25 protein-coding genes and 1 riboswitch are annotated in these 24,676 nt (G+C 45.7%); of the genes, 23 read left to right on the top strand and 2 right to left on the bottom strand.

The genetic code is table 11. The features are described from left to right. The first annotated feature begins 39 nt into the window (after positions 1–39). The 8 genes from rluB to SB724_RS06335 all read left to right on the top strand — a co-directional run bounded on the left by rluB (position 40) and on the right by SB724_RS06335 (position 8,613). A complete protein-coding gene (gene rluB, locus SB724_RS06370; protein WP_007612296.1) occupies positions 40–774 on the top strand; it encodes a 23S rRNA pseudouridine(2605) synthase RluB in 735 nt (244 codons plus the stop codon). 84 nt (positions 775–858) lie between these two features. Further along, complete coding sequence (gene resA, locus SB724_RS06365; RefSeq protein ID WP_003153391.1) at positions 859–1,398, top strand: thiol-disulfide oxidoreductase ResA; 540 nt, start codon at positions 859–861, stop codon at positions 1,396–1,398. Continuing rightward, positions 1,395–3,023 carry a cytochrome c biogenesis protein ResB gene (resB, locus tag SB724_RS06360; protein ID WP_410570471.1) on the top strand — a complete coding sequence of 543 codons (1,629 nt, stop codon included), beginning with the start codon at positions 1,395–1,397 and terminating at the stop codon, positions 3,021–3,023. Before resA ends, resB begins: the two co-directional genes overlap by 4 nt. Before the next feature lie 18 nt (positions 3,024–3,041). Then, a complete protein-coding gene (gene ccsB / locus SB724_RS06355) occupies positions 3,042–4,217 on the top strand; it encodes a c-type cytochrome biogenesis protein CcsB (RefSeq protein WP_007409434.1) in 1,176 nt (391 codons plus the stop codon). Between the two features lie 81 nt (positions 4,218–4,298). After that, on the top strand, positions 4,299–5,021 hold the full coding sequence (gene resD / locus SB724_RS06350) for a DNA-binding response regulator ResD (protein ID WP_003153397.1): 723 nt from the start codon (positions 4,299–4,301) through the stop codon (positions 5,019–5,021). Continuing rightward, positions 5,018–6,799: an ATP-binding protein gene (locus SB724_RS06345; RefSeq protein ID WP_410570469.1), complete on the top strand. Its 1,782-nt coding sequence runs from the start codon at positions 5,018–5,020 to the stop codon at positions 6,797–6,799. The genes resD and SB724_RS06345 overlap by 4 nt, the downstream gene beginning before the upstream one ends. A gap of 190 nt (positions 6,800–6,989) precedes the next feature. Continuing rightward, entirely contained in the window at positions 6,990–7,574 is a 585-nt protein-coding gene (gene sigX / locus SB724_RS06340) for an RNA polymerase sigma factor SigX (protein ID WP_003153399.1), read from the top strand. Continuing rightward, complete coding sequence (locus SB724_RS06335; RefSeq protein ID WP_459253377.1) at positions 7,513–8,613, top strand: sugar dehydratase; 1,101 nt, start codon at positions 7,513–7,515, stop codon at positions 8,611–8,613. Before sigX ends, SB724_RS06335 begins: the two co-directional genes overlap by 62 nt. A 46-nt stretch (positions 8,614–8,659) precedes the next feature. Here SB724_RS06335 and serA read toward each other — a convergent pair whose 3' ends face one another. Then, complete coding sequence (gene serA / locus SB724_RS06330) at positions 8,660–10,237, bottom strand: phosphoglycerate dehydrogenase (protein ID WP_007409437.1); 1,578 nt, start codon at positions 10,235–10,237, stop codon at positions 8,660–8,662. Positions 10,238–10,443: 206 nt separating this feature from the next. Then, a riboswitch (FMN riboswitch) is annotated at positions 10,444–10,578 on the top strand. A gap of 147 nt (positions 10,579–10,725) precedes the next feature. Here serA and fmnP point away from each other — a divergent pair. Then, positions 10,726–11,298 carry a riboflavin transporter FmnP gene (fmnP, locus tag SB724_RS06325; RefSeq protein ID WP_003153402.1) on the top strand — a complete coding sequence of 191 codons (573 nt, stop codon included), beginning with the start codon at positions 10,726–10,728 and terminating at the stop codon, positions 11,296–11,298. A gap of 136 nt (positions 11,299–11,434) precedes the next feature. Here fmnP and SB724_RS06320 read toward each other — a convergent pair whose 3' ends face one another. Continuing rightward, the gene (locus tag SB724_RS06320) at positions 11,435–11,683 is read right to left on the bottom strand and encodes a ferredoxin (protein WP_003153403.1); all 249 of its coding nucleotides are present in this window, start codon (positions 11,681–11,683) and stop codon (positions 11,435–11,437) included. A gap of 268 nt (positions 11,684–11,951) precedes the next feature. Between SB724_RS06320 and SB724_RS06315 the strand changes: the two genes are divergently transcribed. The 14 genes from SB724_RS06315 to SB724_RS06250 all read left to right on the top strand — a co-directional run bounded on the left by SB724_RS06315 (position 11,952) and on the right by SB724_RS06250 (position 24,599). Continuing rightward, entirely contained in the window at positions 11,952–13,010 is a 1,059-nt protein-coding gene (locus tag SB724_RS06315) for a YpbB family protein (RefSeq protein WP_410570467.1), read from the top strand. Next, a complete protein-coding gene (locus tag SB724_RS06310; protein WP_410570465.1) occupies positions 13,003–14,493 on the top strand; it encodes a RecQ family ATP-dependent DNA helicase in 1,491 nt (496 codons plus the stop codon). Before SB724_RS06315 ends, SB724_RS06310 begins: the two co-directional genes overlap by 8 nt. A 14-nt stretch (positions 14,494–14,507) precedes the next feature. Beyond that, positions 14,508–15,095: a CPBP family intramembrane glutamic endopeptidase gene (locus SB724_RS06305; RefSeq protein WP_079891835.1), complete on the top strand. Its 588-nt coding sequence runs from the start codon at positions 14,508–14,510 to the stop codon at positions 15,093–15,095. Beyond that, complete coding sequence (locus SB724_RS06300) at positions 15,073–15,843, top strand: LysM peptidoglycan-binding domain-containing protein (protein WP_410570462.1); 771 nt, start codon at positions 15,073–15,075, stop codon at positions 15,841–15,843. The genes SB724_RS06305 and SB724_RS06300 overlap by 23 nt, the downstream gene beginning before the upstream one ends. Before the next feature lie 68 nt (positions 15,844–15,911). Continuing rightward, a complete protein-coding gene (locus tag SB724_RS06295) occupies positions 15,912–16,370 on the top strand; it encodes a YpbF family protein (RefSeq protein ID WP_007409443.1) in 459 nt (152 codons plus the stop codon). Between the two features lie 86 nt (positions 16,371–16,456). Then, on the top strand, positions 16,457–17,245 hold the full coding sequence (locus SB724_RS06290; RefSeq protein ID WP_410570460.1) for a metallophosphoesterase: 789 nt from the start codon (positions 16,457–16,459) through the stop codon (positions 17,243–17,245). A 151-nt stretch (positions 17,246–17,396) separates the two neighbouring features. Further along, positions 17,397–17,981 carry a genetic competence negative regulator gene (locus tag SB724_RS06285; RefSeq protein ID WP_003153412.1) on the top strand — a complete coding sequence of 195 codons (585 nt, stop codon included), beginning with the start codon at positions 17,397–17,399 and terminating at the stop codon, positions 17,979–17,981. 160 nt (positions 17,982–18,141) lie between these two features. Then, positions 18,142–19,416, top strand: a complete 1,275-nt coding sequence (gudB, locus tag SB724_RS06280; RefSeq protein ID WP_003153413.1) for an NAD-specific glutamate dehydrogenase — start codon at positions 18,142–18,144, stop codon at positions 19,414–19,416. Positions 19,417–19,521: 105 nt separating this feature from the next. Next, positions 19,522–20,505 carry a YpdA family putative bacillithiol disulfide reductase gene (locus SB724_RS06275; protein WP_014418270.1) on the top strand — a complete coding sequence of 328 codons (984 nt, stop codon included), beginning with the start codon at positions 19,522–19,524 and terminating at the stop codon, positions 20,503–20,505. 96 nt (positions 20,506–20,601) lie between these two features. Further along, positions 20,602–21,258, top strand: coding sequence for a glutamic-type intramembrane protease PrsW (prsW, locus tag SB724_RS06270; RefSeq protein WP_003153415.1), 657 nt, complete (start codon positions 20,602–20,604; stop codon positions 21,256–21,258). 130 nt (positions 21,259–21,388) lie between these two features. Further along, a complete protein-coding gene (gene sleB / locus SB724_RS06265) occupies positions 21,389–22,258 on the top strand; it encodes a spore cortex-lytic enzyme (RefSeq protein WP_265971417.1) in 870 nt (289 codons plus the stop codon). Between the two features lie 24 nt (positions 22,259–22,282). Beyond that, positions 22,283–23,632: a germination protein YpeB gene (gene ypeB / locus SB724_RS06260; protein WP_285979295.1), complete on the top strand. Its 1,350-nt coding sequence runs from the start codon at positions 22,283–22,285 to the stop codon at positions 23,630–23,632. 87 nt (positions 23,633–23,719) lie between these two features. Continuing rightward, on the top strand, positions 23,720–24,376 hold the full coding sequence (locus tag SB724_RS06255) for a flagellar brake protein (RefSeq protein WP_265971419.1): 657 nt from the start codon (positions 23,720–23,722) through the stop codon (positions 24,374–24,376). A 46-nt stretch (positions 24,377–24,422) separates the two neighbouring features. Next, positions 24,423–24,599 (top strand): YpfB family protein, encoded by a 177-nt coding sequence (locus SB724_RS06250; RefSeq protein ID WP_003153420.1) that lies wholly within the window; start codon positions 24,423–24,425, stop codon positions 24,597–24,599. Positions 24,600–24,676 lie beyond the last annotated feature (77 nt).

Raw genomic sequence — 24,676 nt, 5'->3', positions numbered from 1 at the left:
CAGGGGGAAAAAAGTAAGATTATACTTGAGGTGAACGACATGGAAAGACTGCAAAAAGTTATTGCTCATGCCGGCGTGGCATCACGCAGAAAGGCGGAAGAGCTGATAAAAGAAGGAAAAGTAAAGGTGAATGGAAAAGTAATAACAGAGCTCGGCGTAAAAGTGACCGGTTCTGATCAGATTGAAGTAAACGGATTAAAGGTGGAGCGGGAAGAACCCGTGTACTTTCTGCTTTATAAACCGAGAGGAGTGATCTCAGCAGCTGATGACGACAAAGGGCGGAAAGTGGTGACCGACTTCTTCAAAGAAGTGCCGCAGCGCATTTATCCGATCGGCAGGCTTGATTATGATACGAGCGGACTTTTATTGCTGACAAATGACGGCGAGTTTGCCAACAAACTCATGCATCCGAAATACGAAATTGATAAGACGTACGTCGCCAAAGTGAAGGGGATTCCTTCCAAGGAACTTCTGAGAAAGCTTGAGCGCGGCATTCAGCTTGAAGAAGGCAAGACGGCGCCGGCCAGAGCGAAAATGCTTTCCCTGGACAAAAGAAAGCAGACGAGCATCATTCAGCTGACGATTCATGAAGGACGGAACAGACAGGTCCGCCGCATGTTCGAGGCGATCGGTCATGACGTGCTGAAACTAAAACGTGAAGAATACGCATTTTTAGATTTAAGAGGCCTGCGCACAGGAGACGCAAGAGAATTGTCGCCGCATGAGGTGAAAAGGCTGCGGGCTTTAGCTGAACACGGTAAAAACGCTTTCTAATTTTCACATAACCTTCAAAAATTACAAAACGTGTTGATGATATAATTGAATGGATTTGCAGGCAGGGGAGGGGAGCAGTGTACAATGAACAAAAAACGGCGGCGTTTATTCATTCGGACCGGCATCCTTCTCATCTTACTCTGCGCGCTCGGATATACCATCTATAATGCCGTATACACAAACGGCGAGCGTATATCTGAGGGGTCCAAAGCCCCGAATTTCGCGCTGAAAGATACAGAGGGCAGACTCATAGAACTGAGTCAGTTAAAAGGAAAAGGCGTTTTTCTGAATTTCTGGGGAACGTGGTGTGAGCCGTGCAAGCAGGAATTTCCCTACATGGAGAATCAATACAAGCATTTTAAAGACCTCGGTGTCGAGGTGGTTGCGGTAAATGTCGGCGAATCAAAGATTGCAGTACATAATTTTATGAAAACATACGGCGTCAATTTCCCGGTTGCGCTCGATACTGACCGGCAAGTGCTGGACGCGTACGGCGTATCACCTATTCCGACGACATTTTTGATCAATCCCGACGGAAAAGTCGTGAAAGTGGTGACCGGCACGATGACAGAACGCATGGTTCATGACTATATGAATTTAATTAAGCCGGAGGCGTCTTCATGAAAAAGGTCAAATGTGAATGCGGGCACGTGAATCCAGCCGGGACGGTTTTATGCGAGTCGTGCGGGAAGCCGCTTGATGATCAAAAATCGCTGCTTGCGGATATGCGGTACGACGGCAGCGCAAGGCGTTCGCAAACATATAACAAAACAATCGTAGATAAGGTATGGAACTTCTTTTCTTCCGTAAAAGTCGGAATATGGCTGATCGTCATTACTCTGGCGGCGTCTGCTTTCGGCACGGTTTTTCCGCAGGAAGCTTATCTGCCGCCGGGCGCCCAGCCGGATACATATTATGAACAGCAGTATGGCATAATCGGTCAACTGTACTATCTGCTGGGATTTCATCACCTGTACGGCTCATGGTGGTATATGCTCCTGATCGCATCCATTGGCATATCACTGGTCATCTGCAGCCTGGATCGGGTGATTCCTTTGTACAGAGCGCTGAAAAATCAAGGAGTTCGGCGGAATCCGATCTTTTTGAAGAGGCAGCGTCTATACAGCCGGACAGAAACCGAGCTGAACGGGGATGCGGCTGATGGCATCAGAACACGATTGAAAAAAAAGCATTATAGAGTGCGAGAACAAGAGGGAAGCATTCTGGCGGAAAAAGGCCGTTTTTCAAGGTGGGGGCCCTACGTCAATCATATCGGTCTGATCATTTTTCTGATCGGAGCCATGCTGAGATTTGTACCCGGTATGTATGTCGATGAAACGCTCTGGGTCCGTGAAGGCGAAACCGCTCAGATCCCCGGCACTGATGGCAAGTATTACTTAAAAAACAACCGGTTCACGATGCAGACATATAACAAAGACACTGAGAAAAAAGTATTCGCCGACGCCATTGACAGAGCCGGAAACGGCAAAGTCGCCAAATCCTTCACAACGGACGCGGTTTTGTACAAGAGGGAAGGCGACATTGTATTCGGCGAAAAGCCGAAGCTTAAAAGAGTCAAAGAAAACAATATCCGCGTCAATGAACCGCTGCGTTTTGACTCCTATTCTGTGTATCAGGTGGACTATAAAGAAAACCAGCTCGATCAGATGGTATTTCAGCTGATCGACCAAAAAACAAAACAGTCATTCGGCAAACTGAAGATCAATCTTCTTGATCCCGACACGGACTATGATCTTGGTAACGGTTACAAAGTGCAGATCGCCAGTTATCTTCCTGATTTTTATTTTAAAAGGGACGGAGAACCGAGCACGAAAACGAAGGTTCCTAACAATCCGGCTTTTGTCTTTAAAATCACGGCTCCTGACAAGCCGAAAGGGGAGAAAAGTTTTGTTGCGATTCAGCAGACTGTTGAAGGTTCCGAAAGTAACAAGTACAAATTAAAATTCGACCATGTGGAAACGAAAAACATTACAGGACTCACCGTCAGAAAAGACTTAACCTTGTGGGTGCTTGCCGTCGGCGGCGCGATCTTTATGATCGGCGTCATTCAAGGAATGTACTGGCAGCACAGAAGGATCTGGATCAAAACAGGTGATCATGAAGTGCTTGTGGCGGGACATACGAACAAAAACTGGTTCGGTCTGAAAAAGGATATCGAATTTGTTCTTAGCGGGACCGGGATTCAAGAGCCGGCCGATCAAAAAGAATTGGCCAAAAATCAGGCCTAGTGAAAAAGGAGTGGTGTCATGGCGGAGCTGAGCGCAAATTTTCTTTATGCTGCCTTTTTGATTTATTTAATTGCCGTCCCGGTTTTCGGCGGCGCCATCCGGGGAACAAAAGGTGCTAAGGACGGTAAGGGCCGCTGGTCGGCTATCGGAATCACGTTAACCATTTTCGGATTTCTTTGTCATCTCGGCTACTTCATTGCGAGATGGTCGGCAAGCGGACATGCGCCTGTCAGCAATATGTTTGAATTTACGACGTCATTCGGCATGATGCTTGTTCTCGCTTTTATTATTATTTACTTTATTTACAGACTGCCTTCATTAGGCATGTTCACATTGTCTATCGCGCTTTTGCTTATCGCATATGCAAGCATGTTTCCGACAGACATCACGCCGCTTATTCCGTCACTGCAGAGCAATTGGCTGTACATTCACGTCACGACGGCGGCGCTCGGGCAGGCGATTCTTGCGATCAGTTTTGTAGCCGGCGTCATTTTCCTGTTAAAGCATGTCGACCAATCCAGACCGGGCAAAAAAACGTTCTGGCTTGAAGTCATCATGTTTATACTCGTGACGACCGTGGCATTTATCGCCGTCACGTCGGCATTCCGGCTGGCGGACTACAAAGCTGAATTTAATTGGGTGGATAAAAAAGAAGCCAAAAGCGTCATGATATATGATATGCCTGCGCTTGTCGGCCCGCATGAGGGAGAACTGCTTACGGAAGGCGCAATGAAGCCGCTTATTGAGCTTCCGGCCATTTTTTCAGGCAGAAAGGTCAATACGGTGATCTGGTCGTTTGGCGCAGGTCTCGTTTTATACGGTGCGCTCAGGCTGATATTCAGAAAGAGAATCAGCGCTCTTATCAGCCCGCTCGTCAAAAATGTGAATCTGGACTTGGTCGATGAAGTCGGCTACCGCGCTGTTTCCATCGGTTTTCCGGTATTCACACTCGGCGCGCTTGTGTTTGCGATGATTTGGGCGCAGCTTGCATGGACGCGTTTTTGGGGCTGGGACCCGAAGGAAGTATGGGCGCTGATCACCTTTTTATTTTACGCAGCGTATTTGCACTTGCGGCTGTCAAGAGGCTGGCATGGCGAAAAGTCCGCGTGGCTTGCCGTCATCGGCTTCGCCATTATTATGTTTAACTTGATTTTTGTGAATCTCGTGCTTGCCGGACTTCATTCGTACGCATAGATGCAAAAAGCCGATACAGTTCTCAAGCTGCCGCACAGTTTGTTAAAATGAAAGTAACAGAAGGAAAGCAGGGGGAAAACGATGGATCAAACAAATGAAACTAAAATATTAGTAGTAGATGATGAAGCCAGAATTCGACGCCTTTTAAGAATGTACCTTGAACGGGAAAACTATGTGATTGAAGAGGCGGAAAACGGCGACGAGGCCATTAAAATGGGGCTGGCATCAGATTATGATCTGGTGCTCTTGGATTTAATGATGCCGGGAACGGACGGAATCGAAGTATGCCGGCAGCTCAGAGAAAAAAAAGCGACGCCGATTATCATGCTGACGGCAAAAGGGGAAGAAGCCAACCGCGTCCAGGGGTTTGAAGCGGGTACGGACGATTATATCGTCAAGCCTTTCAGCCCGAGAGAAGTGGTGCTTCGGGTAAAGGCGCTTTTAAGAAGGGCTTCCCAAACATCTTATCTGACAGCCAATACCCCGACAAAAAATGTGCTCGTCTTTTCGCATCTATCCATTGATCACGATGCTCACAGGGTGACTGCGGACGGCACGGAGGTGAGCCTGACGCCGAAGGAATATGAACTGCTGTACTTCCTGGCGAAAACACCGGACAAAGTGTACGACAGGGAAAAGCTTTTAAAAGAAGTGTGGCAGTATGAATTTTTCGGAGACCTCAGAACGGTGGACACCCATGTCAAACGGCTCCGTGAAAAATTAAATAAAGTATCCCCGGGAGCGGCGAAAAAAATCGTCACCGTATGGGGAGTCGGATACAAATTTGAGGTAGGCGCTGAATGAAGTTTTGGAAAAGCGTAGTAGGAAAGCTTTGGTTTACCATTCTTTCACTCGTGTTAATTGTTTTATTTATTTTAACGGTGCTGCTTCTGGAATTTATAGAAAATTACCACGTTGAAGAAGCGGAAAAAGATTTAACGCAGCTTGCCGATAAAATTGCGGTCATAATAGAAAATCATGAAGACCAGCCGCTTGCCAGATCCATCACGTGGGAACTGGCGGACAATTTAACGAGCATCGCGATCATTCAGGATGATAAACATGTCTGGTATTCGCCCAATGACGATAATCATTTATCCTCTATTACATTAGAGCAGATCAAACATGACCGGGATCTGCACAAGGCGCTGACAGACCGCAAAAAAGTAAGCAAACGCGCGGTGCCCAACAATGCCGGTTCGGATAACGAACGGCTGATCGTCGGAGTGCCGTATGAAAAAGACGGCAAAAAAGGCATGGTCTTTTTATCCCAATCGCTGCTTGCCGTCAAAGATACGACGAAACATACAACACGCTATATTTTTCTTGCGGCGGGCATTGCCATCGTCTTGACAACGTTTTTCGCGTTCTTTTTATCCAGCAGGGTGACATATCCCCTTCGGAAAATGCGGGAAGGCGCCCAAGACTTGGCGAAAGGAAAGTTTGATACAAAAATTCCGATTCTGACCCAAGATGAAATCGGGGAACTGGCCATTGCCTTTAATCAGATGGGACGGCAGCTCAATTTTCATATTAACGCGCTGAATCAGGAAAAAGAACAGCTGTCCAATATTTTAAGCAGTATGGCAGACGGAGTCATCACCATAAATATTGACGGCACCATTTTGGTGACCAACCCGCCGGCCGAACGTTTTCTGCAGGCATGGTATTATGAGCAGAACATGAACATTAAAGAAGGAGACAACCTTCCCCCTGAAGCAAAAGAGCTATTTCAAAATGCAGTGAACACAGAAAAAGAGCAAATGATTGAAATGACGCTTCAAGGAAGGTCATGGGTTTTATTGATGTCGCCTCTTTATGCGGAATCACACGTCCGCGGCGCCGTGGCCGTGCTCCGTGATATGACCGAAGAGCGCAGGCTCGATAAATTGCGTGAAGACTTCATTGCCAATGTCAGTCATGAGCTCAGAACCCCGATTTCTATGCTGCAGGGATACAGTGAAGCAATAGTGGACGACATTGCAAGCACCGAAGAGGAGAAAAAAGAAATCGCGCAGATCATTTATGATGAATCTCTTCGCATGGGCCGGCTCGTCAATGATTTGCTGGATTTGGCCAGAATGGAATCCGGACATACGGGCCTGCACTATGAAACGGTAAACCTGCATGAATTTCTGGAGAAGATCTCCCGCAAATTTTCCGGGGTAGCGAAGGAAAAAGGCGTTTCGCTCACAGAAGACATCTCGGTGTCTCAGCCGGAGTGTGTCTTTGACGAAGATAAAATGGAACAGGTGTTTACCAACCTTATAGATAATGCGCTGCGCCACACGGAGTCAGGCGGAAGCGTTCATATCGCGGCTCAGACCGTAAAAGACGGACTGAAAATCGATATCAAAGATTCCGGCTCTGGAATACCGGAAGAAGACCTGCCTTTTATTTTTGAACGTTTTTATAAAGCGGACAAAGCAAGAACAAGAGGCAGGGCGGGGACCGGACTCGGACTCGCCATCGTAAAAAATATCGTGGAAGCCCACGGCGGCTCAATTGCGGTTCACAGCAGCATCGACAAAGGGACGACGTTTACATTTTATATTCCGACAAAAGTGCAGGATGCCGTCTGAAATTGACGAACAATCTTGTTCCATACGAAACACCCGCATGTTCTGCGGGTGTTTTTTATTTGTTTCTCCTTTAAAAATTTAAGAATATGTTAATATAAATTCCCTTCCAAATTCCAGTTTCTCGTAATATAGTTGTAATGTAACTTTTCAACGCATTTTTACGACAAAAAAGTGAACGGAGGGGTTTCCCATGGAAGAAACCTTTCAGATATTATATGATGCATACCATCAAGATTTATATCAATTTTTATTTTATATGGTAAAAGATAAGTCGCAGGCTGAAGATTTGACGCAGGAAGTGTATATCCGCGTCTTGAATTCCTATCATACATTTGAAGGAAGAAGCAGTGAAAAAACATGGCTGTTATCCATCGCACGCCATGTGGCGATTGACTGGTTCCGCAAGCAGCAGACGATCAGACAGCGTATTATGGGTACGTTTGATTGGGATACACAAGATGTCAGAGATCAGCATTTGCTTCCGGACGAACTCGCCGTACAGCATGAAAACGTCCGGGAAATTTATACCGCGCTTGATCATTGCACCATTGATCAAAGAGCTGTTATTATCTTGAGATTTATTCAGGGATATTCCATTCAGGAAACAGCCGCCGCTCTCCGCTTCTCGGAAAGCAAAGTCAAAACGACCCAACACAGAGGGCTCAAAATACTTCGGAAACAGATGGAGCTTTTGAGGGAGGAGCTAATGGATGATGAAGTCATATTGGAACGAAGAAAGAGTAGAGGAGTTGTTAAGACAACTTCCGGCGGTTAGAGATCATCGTTCACCCGAGGCCATTTACCGGAATATTGAAACAGGTAAACCGTACAGGAAAAAACCGGCCCGAAGCTGGATCGGCCCCGCCGCAGCCGGCGTCTGCGCATTGTGCATCGCTCTGATTATATCTCCTCACCTGATGACAAACAAATCTTCCGGTGATCTTACCGCTGACAGCCGCCAGACTGAAAAAGCCAGTCAGTCAGCTTCTGTCAAGCCGCCGGATCAGAAGACGTTCGTCGTCTCAAACCAAAACAAAAACAATTACATTACCTTGGCATTTGCCGATTCAGAAACATCTGCCGTCATTCCGGTCAGTTTTGAAAAAAAGAAGCCGGATGAATCGGTTTCAGAGGCTTTATCCGAAGCGGAAAACCTAGAAGTGCCCGAATCCTTCCTGTCTGTGCCGAACCTTTTGGACGGTGTGCAGGTAACGGCGGATAAGAAGGACTTGCTTGTGCAGGTAAACGGACGGTTCTCTATCGAATCAGTTGCCGATGCTGACTTATTGAAAAAGATGCTGAAAGAGACTTTGACATGGAGTCCTTACGAGCGGATTAAATTGAAAAAGGTTCAAAACGGAGCCGGACAGGATTTTTATAAATCTTACGGCATTTCCGCTGAGATGTCCGTACATAAACAGACAAACCGGGCGTATTTTTCTTACAGCGACAGTCTGGGACAAGAGTATCTCATCCCGTCTGAACAAACCTATTATTCAGTATATCAGGCTATTGACGGGATGAAGACAACAGACGGAGGCTCACAGACCGCGAGCATTATAGAAGCAGATGCGATTGCATCGGTATCGGAAAGGGAAGACGGTGAGCAGCTGCGGATTCAATTGTCCGAAAAACATACGGTTGAAGATTCGCTGGAAGGGATTTTAATGATCGAAGGGCTTCTGTTAACTGCGAAGGAATTCGGTTATTCTGAGGTGCTGTTCACACATGCGCATACAAAGAAAATCGGTAATTATGATGTGACAAAACCTATCGCTGTGCCTGCCGCGCCTAATCCGCTTCCAAGCCATTAAACGTAAAAAAACCCAAAACATATGAATGTTTTGGGTTTTTTGTTGGTTACGGAAGGTCAATCAGTTTAACGGAAACAATATCCTGAATTGAAGTCAGCTCATTGACGACTTTATCATCTAAATGTTTATCAAAAGAAAGCATCATAATGGCTTCTCCGCCTTTTTCTTTACGGCCTACCTGCATGGTAGCGATATTGATATCGTTATCGCCGAGGATGCGTCCGACGCGTCCGATTACACCAGTCGTATCCTGGTGCTGGATATAAACGAGGTGGCCGGCAGGATTTAAGTCAATATTAAAGCCGTTCAGTTCAACGATTCGTTCACCGAAGTGAGGGATATACGTAGCCGTTAACGTAAATGTGCTCCGGTCTCCGGTTACTTTTACGCTGATGCAGTTATCATATCCTGATTCATTGGAGGAAATCTTCTCGCTGAAGCTGATTCCGCGTTCTTTTGCTACACCGCCGGCGTTCACTTCATTGACCGTTGAGTCTACACGCGGTTTTAAGAAACCGGACAGCAGGCTTTTTGTAATAAATGATGTTTCAAGTTTGGCGATGGTGCCTTCATATTGAATCGCAACATCTTTGACGGGTTCCTTCATACATTGTGATACGAGACTTCCGATTTTATCAGCAATTTGGTGATAAGGCTGGATTTTTTTGAATTCATCTTTTGTCATCGCAGGGAGGTTGATCGCTGACATGACAGGCAGACCTTTTGCAAACTGCAGCACTTCTTCAGAAACCTGTGCCGCGACATTCAGCTGTGCTTCTTTCGTTGAAGCGCCTAAGTGAGGTGTGGCGATCACCAGCGGATGGTCGGGAAGCTTTGATTCAACTGGCGGTTCCACTTCAAACACGTCAAGGGCAGCGCCTGCGACATGGCCGCTTTCCAGCGCTTCCAAAAGCGCCGCTTCATCAATAATACCGCCTCTTGCGCAGTTGATAAGACGGACGCCTTTTTTCGTTTTGGCAATGGTTTCTCTGTTAAGCAGTCCTTTTGTTTCCTTTGTTAAAGGCGTGTGGACGGTAATGATATCCGCGCTTTCAAGCACTTCTTCGAATGTCCGGCTGTTTACGCCGATTTTGCCGGCTCTCTCTTCGGTTAAGAAAGGATCGAATACATGAACCGTCATACCGAACGCTCTGGCGCGCTGGGCAATCTCGCTTCCGATCCGGCCCAGACCGACAATGCCTAAAGTCTTTCCGTAGAGCTCCGCCCCGACAAAAGCCGTCCGGTTCCATTCTCTAGATTTTACTGAGATATTGGCTTGCGGAATGTGTCTCATTAATGAAGAAATCATCGCGAATGTATGCTCTGCCGTTGAAATGGTGTTTCCATTCGGCGCGTTTATCACGATAACCCCATGTTTTGTGGCCTCATCAATGTCGATGTTGTCTACGCCGACACCGGCTCTGCCGACGATTTTTAAAGAGGTCATTTTTTTAAACAATTCTTCGGTTACTTTCGTGGCACTGCGGACTAACAGGGCATCAAAAGTATGTAATTCATCTTCTGCATCCGCGACGTTTTTTTGAACAATTTCTATAAAGTCTGATTCCATCAGCGGCTTTAAGCCGTCATTGCTCATCTTATCTGAGACCAAAACTCGAAACATTGTTAGATTTCCTCCTAGTTTAGCTGACTAAATATCTGATAATTTATCATATTCTCAATAGAGTGTCAATGTGTATTGACGCAGTAAAGGAGAAAAGGAAACCGTTGAATCAGCTTAAATTGGGCTTCCCCAATATTTTATTTAAATTTGAGCAGTTCTCTATACAATTGCAATTTGATCATATATAATGTGAATAAATTCATAAGATCAATCTTCGGGGCAGGGTGAAATTCCCTACCGGCGGTGATGAGCATCATGCTCTAAGCCCGCGAGCTGCTTCGGCGGCAGGATCCGGTGAGATTCCGGAGCCGACAGTATAGTCTGGATGGGAGAAGATGGAGGTTCAGCAGACGTTTTGATGCTTATATCAAACGCTTCTTTGCCAAGCCTTAGTAAGCTCCCGCTTTTTAACAAAAGCGGTTTTTTTATTGGGGCGCAAAAGAACCTTTCCTCTTTTCGAGAGATTTGATCGAAAAGGAGAGAGCATTGTGAAAGTAAAAAAATTAGTTGTCATCAGTATGCTTAGCAGTATTGCTTTTGTGCTTATGCTGTTAAATTTCCCGTTTCCGGGTCTGCCGGATTATTTGAAAATTGATTTCAGTGACGTTCCTGCAATTATCGCCATTTTGGTTTACGGGCCTGCGGCGGGGATTGCGGTTGAAGCGATTAAAAATATTCTGCAGTATATCATTCAAGGAAGCATGGCAGGCGTACCTGTCGGGCAGGCAGCCAATTTTATCGCGGGAACGCTGTTTATTCTGCCGACGGCGTTTATGTTTAAAAAGCTCAATTCTGCAAAAGGTCTTGCGGTGAGCCTGCTGGCCGGAACCGCGGCGATGACCGTGTTGATGAGTATTTTGAACTATATTCTTATCCTGCCCGCGTATACTTGGTTTTTACATTCACCGGCACTGTCAAACAGCCAGTTAAAAACGGCGGTTGTCGCAGGAATTCTGCCGTTTAACATTGTAAAAGGCATTATCATCACCATCGTCTTTACGTTCATCTTTACGAAGCTGAAACCTTGGATTGAACAAAAACGCAGCATCCAAACACAATAAAGATTGAAAGCGTCCGCTCTGTGAAAACAGCCGGACGCTTTTTTGTTTGTGCTGATCGGCAAAAAATAAGACTCCGGCCGATAACAGCCGGAGTCTTATTCAGGACGAAAAAGCTCCTCTCACGGGGAGGGCTTTTTTATTCGTATTTCAGCGGGTCGCCTTCGAACGGTTCATCCGCAACTTTGATTGAATCAGTAGGGCATCCTTCAAATGCGTCAATCATATCTTCTTCCAGAACTTCCGGAACTTCGACGACGCCTTTATTTTCGTCAAGCGTAACGAACGCAATGCCTTCATCATCATAATCATAAATGTCTGGTGCCGCAGCTCCGCAGGCGCCGCATGCAATACACGTATCTTTATCTACAATTGTGTACTTTGCCATGAATAAAACCTCCCAGATTGTTCGTGTTGGAACAAATGGTTTACCTTATATATTTTTAAATATAACACCTATTCCTCTTACTTATTGTAATGATGTTAGTGTCAAATTTCAACAGAAAAATGATTGAGAATGCTTATCACATAAGGGATTCTCTTTAGCACTTCCCCCTAAAAGATGACTTTAAACGTCAAATTCATATGAAAATCTGTTAAAATAAAAAGAACCAAAAAACGAAACTTGTCACAGAAGAAATGTAGGTGTGTTTAGATTGGCGATAAACTACTTTGATACCGTGGTTCTCGACTGTCTGGACAAAATAGACGGCGAACGGACTCCGAGTGCTGTGTTTCATTTATTAAAAGGAAAAAAGTCGTCTCAAACCATTCAGGATGCCGGCTTATTTCAGATCGCTAAATTTTTCGGCATGGCTTCACAGTGTGAACGCGGCGATATTGCGGCTTCTTTGCATAAACTCACCGAGAGCTCATACATCACAGCCGGAAAAGAAGAGGGAACGTGGAAAGTGACTGCGCGCGGCGTTCAAAGGCTTGAACGGGCGTTTGCCGAGCGACCTTGGCCGAAGCACTGCCACGGCGCGAATTATCAAACGCCTGCCGTCACCCTGTGGAGGCGGCTTTCCCTGCTCATTCAAGTCCTGTCAAACAAAGAGCATCAATGCAGTCAATATATCCCGGTTACCAACGATGTACAGACGCTGAGATGGGTCAAACGGTTCATGCGGAAAAACAGAGATGCTAAAGAGCTTTCCGTCCAAATGCATGACGCGCTGTTTCAGCTTCTGCAAGGCGTAAGTGAACGGCAGGCGCTTATTTTTGTCTATTCTTTAACTTCATTCAACAGAATCGGCAAAACGAATAAGCAGCTCGCTCTCCAGCTGAACGAAGATGAATGGTATGTGTCCGTCCAGTTTTGGGGAGCGGTACATTATGTTATTCAATCGCTTCCGCAATGTGCATATCCCGCTCTGCGCGAGCTGTTGTCCGATCTGCAGGCGGAAAGTGCGCTGACACAGTCTGCCAGAAAAACCTTTGAGCTGTTGGAAAAAGGGTTTCCGATTGAACGGATCGCCGCGGTCAGAAATTTAAAAACCGCCACAATCGAAGATCATATCGTAGAAATATCATTGCATCAGCCTGCATTTTTTATAGAACAGTATCTTTCTGAAGAGGAACAGCGTATGATAACGGCATTTGCAAAACAGCATCAAACGAATAAAATTAAACGGATTCGCGAAGGAATGCAGATGCGCTTCAGCTATTTTCAGATCAGGCTGGCGCTGGCAAAGACGGTGAATCAGCATGACTGAGCTGCATAAAGCTTTATCCAGGTATTTTGGTTTGCATTCCTTTAAAAAGGGGCAGGAAGAGATTATGACTAGCGTGCTCCAAAAAAAAGATACGATCGCCATGCTTCCGACCGGCGGGGGAAAATCATTATGCTATCAGCTCCCGGGTTACATGATGGACGGGCTGGTGCTGATTATTTCGCCGCTTCTATCATTAATGGAAGATCAGGTGCAGCAGCTGAAAGCGAAAGGAGAAAAGCGGGTTGCTGCATTAAACAGCATGCTGAATTCCGCAGAGCGGCATTTTATTCTCAGCAACATCAGCAGGTATAAATTTCTCTATATGTCTCCTGAAGCCCTTTCTTCACCTTATGTACTGAACCGTTTGAAAAACGTTCCGGTCAGTTTATTTGTTATTGATGAGGCTCATTGCATATCAGAATGGGGACATGATTTCAGGCCTGATTACTCGAAGCTTGGGCCTTTCAGGCAGGCACTCGGAAAGCCGCCTGTATTGGCGCTGACCGCGACAGCGACAAAAGAAACACTCAGAGACGTGACGGATGTGCTCGGACTTGAGCATGCGGTGCGTCATCTTTATTCAGTCAACCGGCCGAATATTCTCCTGGCGGCAGAACATTTGGCGGATAATGCCGAGAAAATAAGCAGGCTCACGGAGCTTGCCGAAAAGCTTGAAGGCCCGGGTATCATATATTGTCCGACCAGGAAATGGGCGGAAGAGCTTGCGGCTGAGCTGAATGAAAAAACGGGAAAGCGGACGGATTATTATCACGGCGGAATGGATACAGGGGACAGAATCTTGATCCAGCAGCAATTTATCCATAACCAGCTTGATTGCATCTGCTGTACCAATGCGTTCGGCATGGGTGTGGATAAGTCAGATATCCGCTTTGTCATTCACTTTTATCCTCCCCAAACGGCTGAGGCCTTTATGCAGGAAATCGGCAGAGCGGGACGCGACGGCAGCCCGAGTGTCAGTATTTTGCTGAGGACGCCCGGCGATACCGAGCTTCAGCAGCAGATTATTCAGACAGAAAGCCTGTCTGATTATGACCTGGAAGGCATTCTGGCCGTCATACGGGATGCCGGTACGGGTGATGAGCGAAAGCTTCGGGACGTTCTGATCAACAAGGGCGTCCAGGAAACACAGGCGAGAACGGCCGTCCATCTGTATCTGCAAGGAAAAACAACAAAAGAGCAGCTGCAGGAAGAACTGACATACCGCGTGGAAAAGAAGCTGCGTAAAATGAATCGTTTTTCGGCGTTATTAGAGCGGAAAGAATGTATAAGAGAAGCGCTGCTGTCTTATTTTGATGAATCGTATGAGCCTGAAGGTCAAACCGGACAATGCTGCAGCAGCTGCGGACTTGATCTGGCTCCGTACGAGCAAAAAGGAGAACGTAAAAACATGGAACGGTTTGAAGATTGGAAGTTGGAATTAGGCCGGATTTTCGGTTCAGAGTCTGCGGGTGAGTTCAGCTGAGACGGCAAAGCGAATTGATCCGGCAGCTCTCAGACCGGGAGATTGTGATGCAGCTGTATGCCACCCAATTGCTCATATTGGCGGTTTCAGCTGTTATCGGCTTTTTCTTTTTTACCGACATTCACGATTTTTTAAAGCTGTGGCATATACGTGACGATAATATCATATGGTACGGTGTAACTCTTGCTGTCCTTGTCATTATTGCCGATCTTGCGGTGATGAAATGGTGTCCTTCGCATTTATATGATGACGGCGGCATTAATGTATTGCTTTTTAAGAACAGGCCGGTTTTACACATTTTGTTTTTGACGCTTCTCATTTCGTTCAGCGAAGAGATTTTGTTCAGAGGCGTTCTGCAGACACATATCGGCTTATGGGCCGCCAGCTTCATTTTTACCGTGCTTCATTTCAGATACTTGGCGAAGTGGCTTCTGTTTATGATGGTTGCGGGCATCAGTCTTTTGCTGGGGCTTATCTATGAATGGACCGGCAATTTATTCGTTCCGGTTACAGCGCATTTTATTATTGATGCGGTATTTGCCTGTCAGATCCGTTTTCAATATGTTAGGAGGGGTTTGCATGACGGAAATGTCAAGAGTTGAAAGAAGAAAAGCTCAGCTGCGTGCCGAGCAGCAGGTTGACGCGGCCGCGGATGAACAAATTGAATATCTTGAAGACAGCCTCCCGACAAGACAATCTGTAAAAGAGGAGCGTAAAAAAAAGGAAGAGCAGGTGAAGGAAAAAACCAAAACAAAAACGCCGCTGTTCACTTTTCTGACCGTCCTGTTCATTATCGTAACAATCGGTGTCTTTTTCGGTCTTCTTTATATGACGAACAGCAGCAGATTTGACCCGAAGGACTATGAAGATGTCTTCATAGACCACAGTGAAAGCGCGCCTGCCGTTATTCCGAAAGGCGCTCAGAAAGAAACGTCAGAAACCGCTCTTTTAGAACAACCGAAAAAAAAGTCTGACGACAAAGATAAGAAAGAAGCGGCTGCACCTGAAAAAACGAAAGAAAAACCAAGTGAAAAAACACCTGAAAAAACGGAAACGCCCTCAGAAAAACAAGTAAAGCCGACAGACACCGAATACGCGGAGACAAAACAGCAGTCTCCGCCGGCTGTCCGTGAAAAAGCGGCTCCGGCTGCCGCGAGTGATCAAGCCGGGACTGTCCCGAAAAATGTGCGGACCGTACAGCATACTGTACAGCCGAAAGAAACACTTTACCGCATTTCAATGAAATATTATAAAAGCCGGGCGGGCGAAGAAAAAATCCGCAGCTACAACGGATTAAACGGAAACGACGTGTACACCGGCCAGGTTCTGAACATTCCGCTGTCTGATTAAAATAAATGCATGTTTTCACCGCGTTTTTCATATAGTGTACCAATGAAAACGGACAAGGTGTGAAGCGCATGGATTCTTTATGGAAGCAATTAGACCGATTTGCTGACGGACCGACGAAACAAATGCTTCAGGCGCTGGTGAAACGGAAATTAAAATACGAAAATTATGCCGCACAATGCCGAAGATGGCAGTGGGCGTCCCTCGTTTGTTTTTCCCTGATGTGCATACTGCTGATGTTTAAAAGCTTTAATGCCCCCCAAGCCTCTCCGCAGCTGATTCTGCAGGAAATATTAGGCCATACGGTTTACTTGTGCTGGATTATGGCTTCCGCTTTTGCGTATTGCACTTCTTATTATTTTAAAAAAAAGGAAGAAAAAGCTGAGGGTGAATTTCATAAACTGAGATGTGAAATTATCCAAAAAAGCACGGATTTATGGCCCCAGCCTGAAAAATGGAGGGCGAGAGAATCTGTTTTTCACTTGATGAAACATCGATATGATATCAATCTTTATTTTGAAAGCAAATAAAATGAGGCGTTTTCCGGAAAGGATAGAAACGTCTTTTTTTGTTTGTCCGTCTAATGTAAGACAATGACAGAATGGAGAGTGCGTTTATGAAGCTTACAGCGGGAATTCTCGGCTCATTGGTGGGAGCGGCTGCGGTTATGGCGGCCGTTATGTACAAAACGGCAAACGGCAGCCATCTGAAAACACATACATTTACGCTTGATAAAATGAAGGGGATGAAGCCGCTCACCATCTTTTTTATATCTGACGTGCACCGCCGTTTAATTGATGAAAAGCTTCTCCGCGAAGCGGCAGGTTATAAGCCGGATGCCGTTTTGCTCGGCGGTGATTTGGCGGAGGGCGGAGTTCCTTACGCCAGAATTGAAGAAAACATCAAACGTCTGACGGCTCTCGCGCCTGTCATGTATGTGTGGGGAAATAATGATTACGAGGTCAGCCAGCAAAAACTGCTCTCACTTTTACGGGCATATAAAATGATCCCGCTGAGAAATGAATCGGTTCAGTTTGCTTATAAAGGGGAAACCGTTACGATCTGCGGCGTGGATGATATCAGGATGATGATGGATGATTACGATTCTGCAATCAGATATACGGATGCTGACAAAGTAAACCTCCTGCTTTGCCATAACCCCGACATCCATGAGCAGATGAGGGAGTCAGACGGGATTGACGCTGTGTTCAGCGGCCATACGCATGGCGGCCAAATCCGTTTCGGCCGGTTCGGGCCGTACGAATTGGGCGGGACGGGAACGGTAAAAAAAGCGCATTACCTGATCAGCAACGGCTACGGGACGACAAAAGTTCCGCTGAGGCTCGGGGCGAAACCGGAGACGCATATGATTACGCTGTGCGGACCGGATGAGCCGTCTTCCTGAAACAAACCCGGCCGCGGTGATAAAAAACGGCATTCTGCTTGTCTTCCCGCTGTACACGGTGTAAACTGATAACAAATTAAGAACCTATGACTCATTTATTCATATACTGTGTTATATGATTTGTGTGCAAGAAGAGGCAGGAGGGAACATTATGCGGCTTGAGCGTCTGAACTATAATAAGATTAAAATCTTTTTAACCCTCGACGATCTGACTGATCGGGGACTGACAAAAGAAGACCTCTGGAAGGACTCGTTTAAAGTCCACCAGTTATTTAAAGATATGATGAATGAAGCAAATACAGAGCTCGGCTTTGAAGCGAATGGTCCGATCGCGGTGGAAGTATATTCTCTTCAGGCACAAGGCATGGTTGTGATTGTAACGAAAAATCATGACGCGGACGCAGAAGATGACGAATATGACGATGATTATATCGAGATGCAGGTCAAACTTGACGAAAGCCCGGATATTATTTATCAGTTTCATTCGTTTGAAGATATCATTCAGCTTGCCGGAAGCCTTCACCGAATCGGGATTACCGGCGGCACCGTCTACCACTATGAGAACCAATACTATGTAAGCCTTGAAGACCTCGGCTCCCGTTCCGCCGAAGGCGTCATCGCGGTGCTGGCTGAATACGGACACCCGGCGACGATTACGATTTACAGGCTCCATGAGTACGGAAAACTCATCATGGACGGCAATGCTGTGGAGACCATCCAGAAACATTTTTCATAAAAAAGATTTGAAACGGCAGCTGTTTTCAGCGGCCGTCTTTTTTTAAGCGAAATAATGGAAAAATCATTGTCTTTCTTCTATGCACGGAGATATTGAAGGTGTATACTAGTCACTGAAAGGGAGCATGAGAGAAACAGAAGATTTTAGGAGGTTAACTCAAATGGCAGCCGATCGATTCACCGGTCATAATGAAGAAGACAAACATGATGTATTAAAATCAACCCAAACCGTAATACATAAAGCTCTGGAAAAATTGGGGTATCCAGAAGAAGTGTATGAACTGCTGAAAGAGCCGCTCAGATTATTAACGGTTAAAATTCCTGTTCGGATGGATGACGGGTCTGTGAAAATATTTACAGGCTATCGTGCGCAGCACAATGATTCCGTAGGTCCGACAAAAGGCGGTATTCGTTTTCACCCGAATGTAACTGAAAAAGAGGTGAAAGCACTTTCCATCTGGATGAGTTTAAAATGCGGAATTATTGATCTTCCTTATGGCGGTGGTAAAGGCGGAATTGTTTGTGATCCGAGAAATATGTCATTCAGAGAGCTTGAAAGGCTGAGCAGGGGATATGTCAGAGCAATCAGTCAGATTGTCGGACCGACTAAAGACGTCCCGGCACCTGACGTATTTACAAACTCACAGATTATGGCTTGGATGATGGATGAATATTCAAGAATTGATGAATTTAACTCACCCGGCTTTATTACGGGAAAACCGCTTGTACTCGGCGGGTCCCACGGCAGGGAATCAGCGACGGCAAAAGGCGTCACCATCTGCATAAAAGAAGCGGCCAAGAAAAAAGGTCTCGATATTCAGAACGCGCGCGTCGTCGTACAAGGTTTCGGAAATGCGGGCAGCTATCTGGCCAAGTTTATGCATGACGCCGGCGCGAAAGTTGTCGGAATTTCTGACGCGTACGGAGGCCTTTACGATCCGGACGGTCTTGATATTGATTATCTGCTTGACCGCAGAGACAGCTTTGGAACGGTGACGAAACTTTTCAATGACACCATTACGAATCAGGAGCTGCTTGAGCTGGACTGTGATATACTTGTCCCGGCGGCGATCGAAAACCAAATTACAGAAGAAAACGCTGACCGCATCAAAGCGAAAATCGTTGTAGAAGCGGCAAACGGACCGACGACACTGGAAGGAACGAAAATCCTGACAGACAAAGGAACGCTGCTGGTTCCCGATGTTCTGGCGAGCGCCGGCGGTGTAACGGTTTCTTATTTCGAATGGGTTCAAAACAACCAGGGCTTCTACTGGAGTGAAGAAGAAGTCGAGGAAAAACTGGAAAATATGATGATAAAATCGTTTAATAATATTTATGAAATGTCCCAAAACCGCCGGATTGACATGAGGCTTGCGGCTTACATGGTCGGCGTGCGGAAAATGGCTGAGGCTTCGCGTTTCAGAGGCTGGATATAAACCAATCGTTTGCATAAACAAAAAAAATCTCCTATGATAATATAGGAGATTTTTTATATGAGTGGAAACTTATGATGGAAATGCCAATCGCAGGAGTTGAAGGACATGACAGAAGAAAAAGCAATTATAATAGGCGGAGGTCCTTGCGGATTATCGGCGGCTATACATCTGAAGCAAATTGGCGTGAACGCGCTTGTGATCGAAAAAGGGAATGTCGTAAACAGCATTTATAACTATCCGACCCATCAAACTTTTTTCAGTTCAAGTGAAAAATTGGAGATCGGCGATGTCGCCTTTATTACGGAAAACAGAAAACCGGTCCGAATACAGGCTCTCTCTTACTACAGAGAGGTTGTCAGAAGAAAAGAGCTGCGCGTAAACGCCTTTGAAACAGTGGAGCGCGTAACGAAACAGGAAGACGGCCGTTTTCTTGTAGAAACATCAAAAGACCGCTACCTCACTCCGTTTTGTATCATTGCGACAGGATATTATGATCATCCGAATTATATGAACATACCGGGTGAAGGGCTTCCTAAGGTATTTCATTACTTTAAAGAAGGCCATCCTTATTTTGATAAAGATGTTGCTGTGATCGGCGGGAAAAACTCAAGTGTGGACGCGGCTTTGGAACTCGTGAAGTCCGGGGCGCGCGTCACGGTGCTCTACAGAGGACATGAGTACTCCCCGAGCATCAAGCCGTGGATTCTGCCTGAGTTTGAGGCCCTCGTCAGAAACGGCACAATCCGGATGGAATTCGGCGCTTGTCTTGAAGAAGTGACGGAAGATGAAATCATTTTCCGCTCCGGCCGAAATGAGACGGTCCGGCTGAAAAACGATTTCGTATTTGCCATGACGGGATACCATCCCGATCACGGTTTCCTCGAAAAAATCGGTGTGCGGATTGATGCGGAATCAGGCCGGCCGTTTTTCCGGGAAGAAACGATGGAAACAAATGTTGACGGTGTTTTTATCGCCGGAGTCATTGCGGCTGGAAATAACGCCAACGAAATTTTTATCGAGAACGGCCGTTTTCACGGCGGCTTGATTGCAAACGAAATATCAAAACGGCTGGGTAGAGAGAGCATATGATCATTCATATGCTCTTTTTTTAAAAAATTGAAAGATGTAAAAATATGAACAACATGGTACGATAGATATAGGAATATAAAGGAAAGAGGTTGCCTGATGTTTGCAATCATCTCTGCAGGAATTGCTCCCGGCATTGCGCTGTTAAGCTATTTTTATTTAAAAGATCAGTATGACAATGAACCCGTACATATGGTGCTGAGGTCTTTTTTTCTCGGGGTTGTCCTTGTGTTTCCGACCATGTTTATCCAATATGTTCTTGAAAAAGAGCATGTGGGGGGAGGAAGCTTTTTCGTTTCGTTTTTGTCTTCGGGATTTTTGGAAGAATCGGTGAAATGGTTCGTTCTGATGATCAGTGTGTATCCGCATGCTCATTTTGATGAGCATTATGATGGAATCGTTTACGGGGCCAGTGTGTCTTTAGGATTTGCCACGCTTGAAAATATTCTGTATCTATTCGGTCACGGCGTTGAGCATGCTTTCATAAGGGCGCTTCTGCCGGTCTCCTGCCACGCGCTGATCGGAGTGATTATGGGATTTTATCTCGGAAAAGCCCGCTTTTCGCAGAAAAAAGCCCGTGTCAAATGGCTTGTGATTTCGCTGGCTGTGCCTTCATGTCTGCACGGTTCTTACGATTTTATTCTTACCGCCCTCAATCATTGGGTATATTATATGCTGCCGTTTATGCTGTTTTTATGGTGGTTCGGGCTGCGAAAGGCAAAAAAAGCACGCTCCGTCAATATGATCCAAGTGTGAAGAAACCGCGCGTCGCGTGCGGTTTCTTTTTTATGCCTTGACAGGGGATAAGAAGGAAACGTGCATAAAAATAACCTCGTGACAGACAATACGGGTACACTTTAAATTTTGCAGTAGGAGGCTTGAAGAGATGAAGTGCAAAGGAGCCTTTATGGCATGTCTCATTCTATTTTCTTTCGCCGCCGCTTTATTCGATCATCATGAAACGGTTCATGCGTTTTCAAATCAAGTGATTCAAAGAGGCGCGACGGGTGATGATGTTATAGAATTGCAGGCCCGTCTTCAATATAACGGATTTTATAACGGGAAAATCGATGGTGTTTACGGCTGGACCACATACTGGGCCGTGAGGAATTTTCAGGAGAAATTCGGCATGAAGCCGGTTGACGGCCTCGTCGGCGCGAAAACCAAACAGGTGCTGATTTCTAAATCAAAATATTATCGTGAATATGTAATGGAGCAGATCCAAAAAGGGAATACGTTCACTCATTATGGCAACGTCCCATTGGAAAACCAAACAAAACCGAGAGCCGGAAAGCAGAAACCGGCGGGAACGAATAAGCCTGCTCAAAAGCCGCAAAACAATACAGGCGGTCAGTCAAATCAAAAGCAAAATACGACAGCGGCCAATATGCCTGGCGGTTTTTCAAACAACGACATCAATCTTTTGGCGCAGGCTGTGTACGGGGAAGCACGCGGTGAGCCGTTTGAAGGACAGGTTGCCATCGCCGCGGTTATTTTAAACCGTATTAAAAGCCCGTTATTTCCGAATACGGTGGCCGGCGTCATTTTCGAACCGCTCGCGTTTACCGCCGTTGCTGACGGCCAAATATACATGCAGCCGAATGAAAGAGCAAAAGAAGCGGTTCTTGATGCGATCAACGGCTGGGATCCTTCTGAAAACGCGATTTATTATTTCAATCCTGATACGGCGACAAGCAAATGGATTTGGGGACGTCCGCAGATAAAAAGAATCGGAAAACACATTTTCTGTGAGTAAAAGTACGCAAAATGAGGTGTTAACATGATTAGAGGAATTATTATCGCTGTTCTCGGTGTCGTGATCGCCGCAACCGGATATTGGGGATATAAAGAGCATCAGGAAAAAGATGCGGTCCTTCTGCATGCGGAAAATAATTATCAGAGGGCTTTTCATGAATTGACGTACCATGTAGATCAGCTTCACGACAAAATCGGGACGACGCTTGCGATGAACAGTAAAAAATCTCTGTCTCCGGCGCTCATTGATGTATGGAGAATAACATCTGAAGCTCATAACAATGTGAGCCAGCTGCCGCTGACTCTCATGCCTTTTAATAAGACGGAGGAGTTTTTATCCAACATAGGAGATTTCAGCTATAAAACATCCGTCCGGGATTTAGATCAAAAACCGCTTGATAAGAAAGAATATACAACACTGAACAGCCTGTACAAACAGGCGGAGAACATTCAAAACCAGCTCCGCAGCGTTCAGCATCTCGTCATGAGCAAAAATTTACGGTGGATGGATGTTGAGATGGCGCTCGCCTCTGACAAAAAACAAAGCGATAATACGATCGTCGACAGCTTTAAAACAGTCGAAAAAAATGTAGGCGCTTTTTCTGAAGACAGTACCAGCCCTACGTTTACAAGCGCAAATACAGAACGAAAAGGTTTTACGCATCTGAAAGGAAAACAAATTACGGAAAAAGAAGCGGTCAAAATCGCGCAACGGTTTGCGCCTGATCATAATTATTCAATTAAAGTGGTCAAAAGCGGCAGGAAGACGAATCGGGACGTATACAGCATCCGCATGAAAGACGCCGACAACAAGTCTTTTATCTATATGGATATTACCCAAAAAGGCGGACATCCGGTTTATTTGATTCAAAAACGGGCCGTGAAGAAACAAAAGATCAGCCTCAATGAAGCATCTAACCGGGCCGTCGCGTTTTTAAAGAAAAATGGATATGAAACAAAAGGCCTCGAAATTGATGAAAGCGCGCAATATAATAACATCGGCGTCTTTTCTTTTATCCCCGTGGAGAAAAATGTCCGCATTTATCCGGAAGCCATCCGAATGAAAGTGGCGCTGGATGATGGTGAAGTCGTCGGTTTTTCCGCGCGTGATTACCTGGCGGCGCACCGCACGAGAACGATTCCGGCTCCCGCTTTGTCAGCTGATGAAGCGAAAGCGAAGCTGAATAAAAATGTTGAAGTCCGGGAGACGCGGCAGGCGCTGATCACGAATGAGCTCGGTCAGGAAGTGCTTTGCTACGAAATGCTCGGGACGATCGGGAAAGACACGTATCAAATGTTCATTAATGCGGACGACGGAAAAGAGGAAAAAATAGAAAAGTTAAAAAGTGCAGAACCTATATATAAAGACCTATAAAAATAAAGGAGGAAAGGACTAAAAGTCTTTTCCTTTTTTTCGTTACATGCTTTAATAAAAACATAAATAATGAAAGAGTGAAGGCCCATGATAGCTGTCGGAGATTATATTTGGATTGAATACATAGAGAACAATGAACCCAAAAAAGCGAGGAGCAAAGCAGTAAGCGTTGAAAACGGCGAACTGCACATCTCATATCCCGTCGATCTGGATTCGGGACGGACGGTCTTTTTGCATAAAGGATTGGAAATAACAGCGGAATTTATGGGGAATGGCCAAGTGCCGTATCAATTTAAAAGCATAATCAAAGGAAAGAAAAAAGACCCCATCCCGATGATCGGATTGGACATCCCCCCTCAGGAAGAAATGAAGCGGATTCAAAGACGCCGATACGTCCGTGCAGACGCAGTATTGGGTGTATCCGTCAAAATGGAAGCGAAAAAAACCGCTTTCCAAACGGTTTCCTCTAATATCAGCGCCGGCGGAATCGCTGTTGTGATGCCTGAGCATATTTCCGCGGAACCAGGTGAAAAGCTGTATGTCTCATTTTCTCTTCCCGGCAAGGAAAATACGGCGGATATTACTGCTGAGGCTCTTACCCAGCGGATTTTTTATGATGAAAAGGCGGATAAACAAAAAATGACGCTTGAATTTACAGAAATCGGCCCCGCAGCGCAGCAGCTTTTACTCCAATATTGCATGCGCGCGCAGCTGCAGCAGAGAAGAAACAGTCTGTCGGAATAAACAGCAGCGCACTTTTCCATACTAATCCTAATGGAGGTGCGCGTGTATGAAAACGTTTGAACGTCTGCTGGTCAAATTGGTCTGCATTCAGCTTATCATTTTGGGCGCGGTGCAATTTTTGCTTCATTATCAGCCTATTGAACCTTATATTTCGAAAGCTGTGAAATATGAGGGAGTTGATAAAATGGAGAAAAAAGAATGGATTGAAACGGTAAAGCGGTAAATCAGCTCAATTTTTTCGCCCCTTTTCCGGCAGTTCATGATACAATCCATAGAGGAGTAAAGAGCAAGGAGAGAGAT

The sequence above is a fragment of the Bacillus sp. SIMBA_031 genome (assembly GCF_046535225.1).
GTDB classification, from domain to species: Bacteria; Bacillota; Bacilli; order Bacillales; family Bacillaceae; genus Bacillus; species Bacillus velezensis.
The sequence above is the reverse complement of the archived record's forward strand: the minus strand, read 5'-3'. Positions and strand labels throughout refer to the sequence as shown.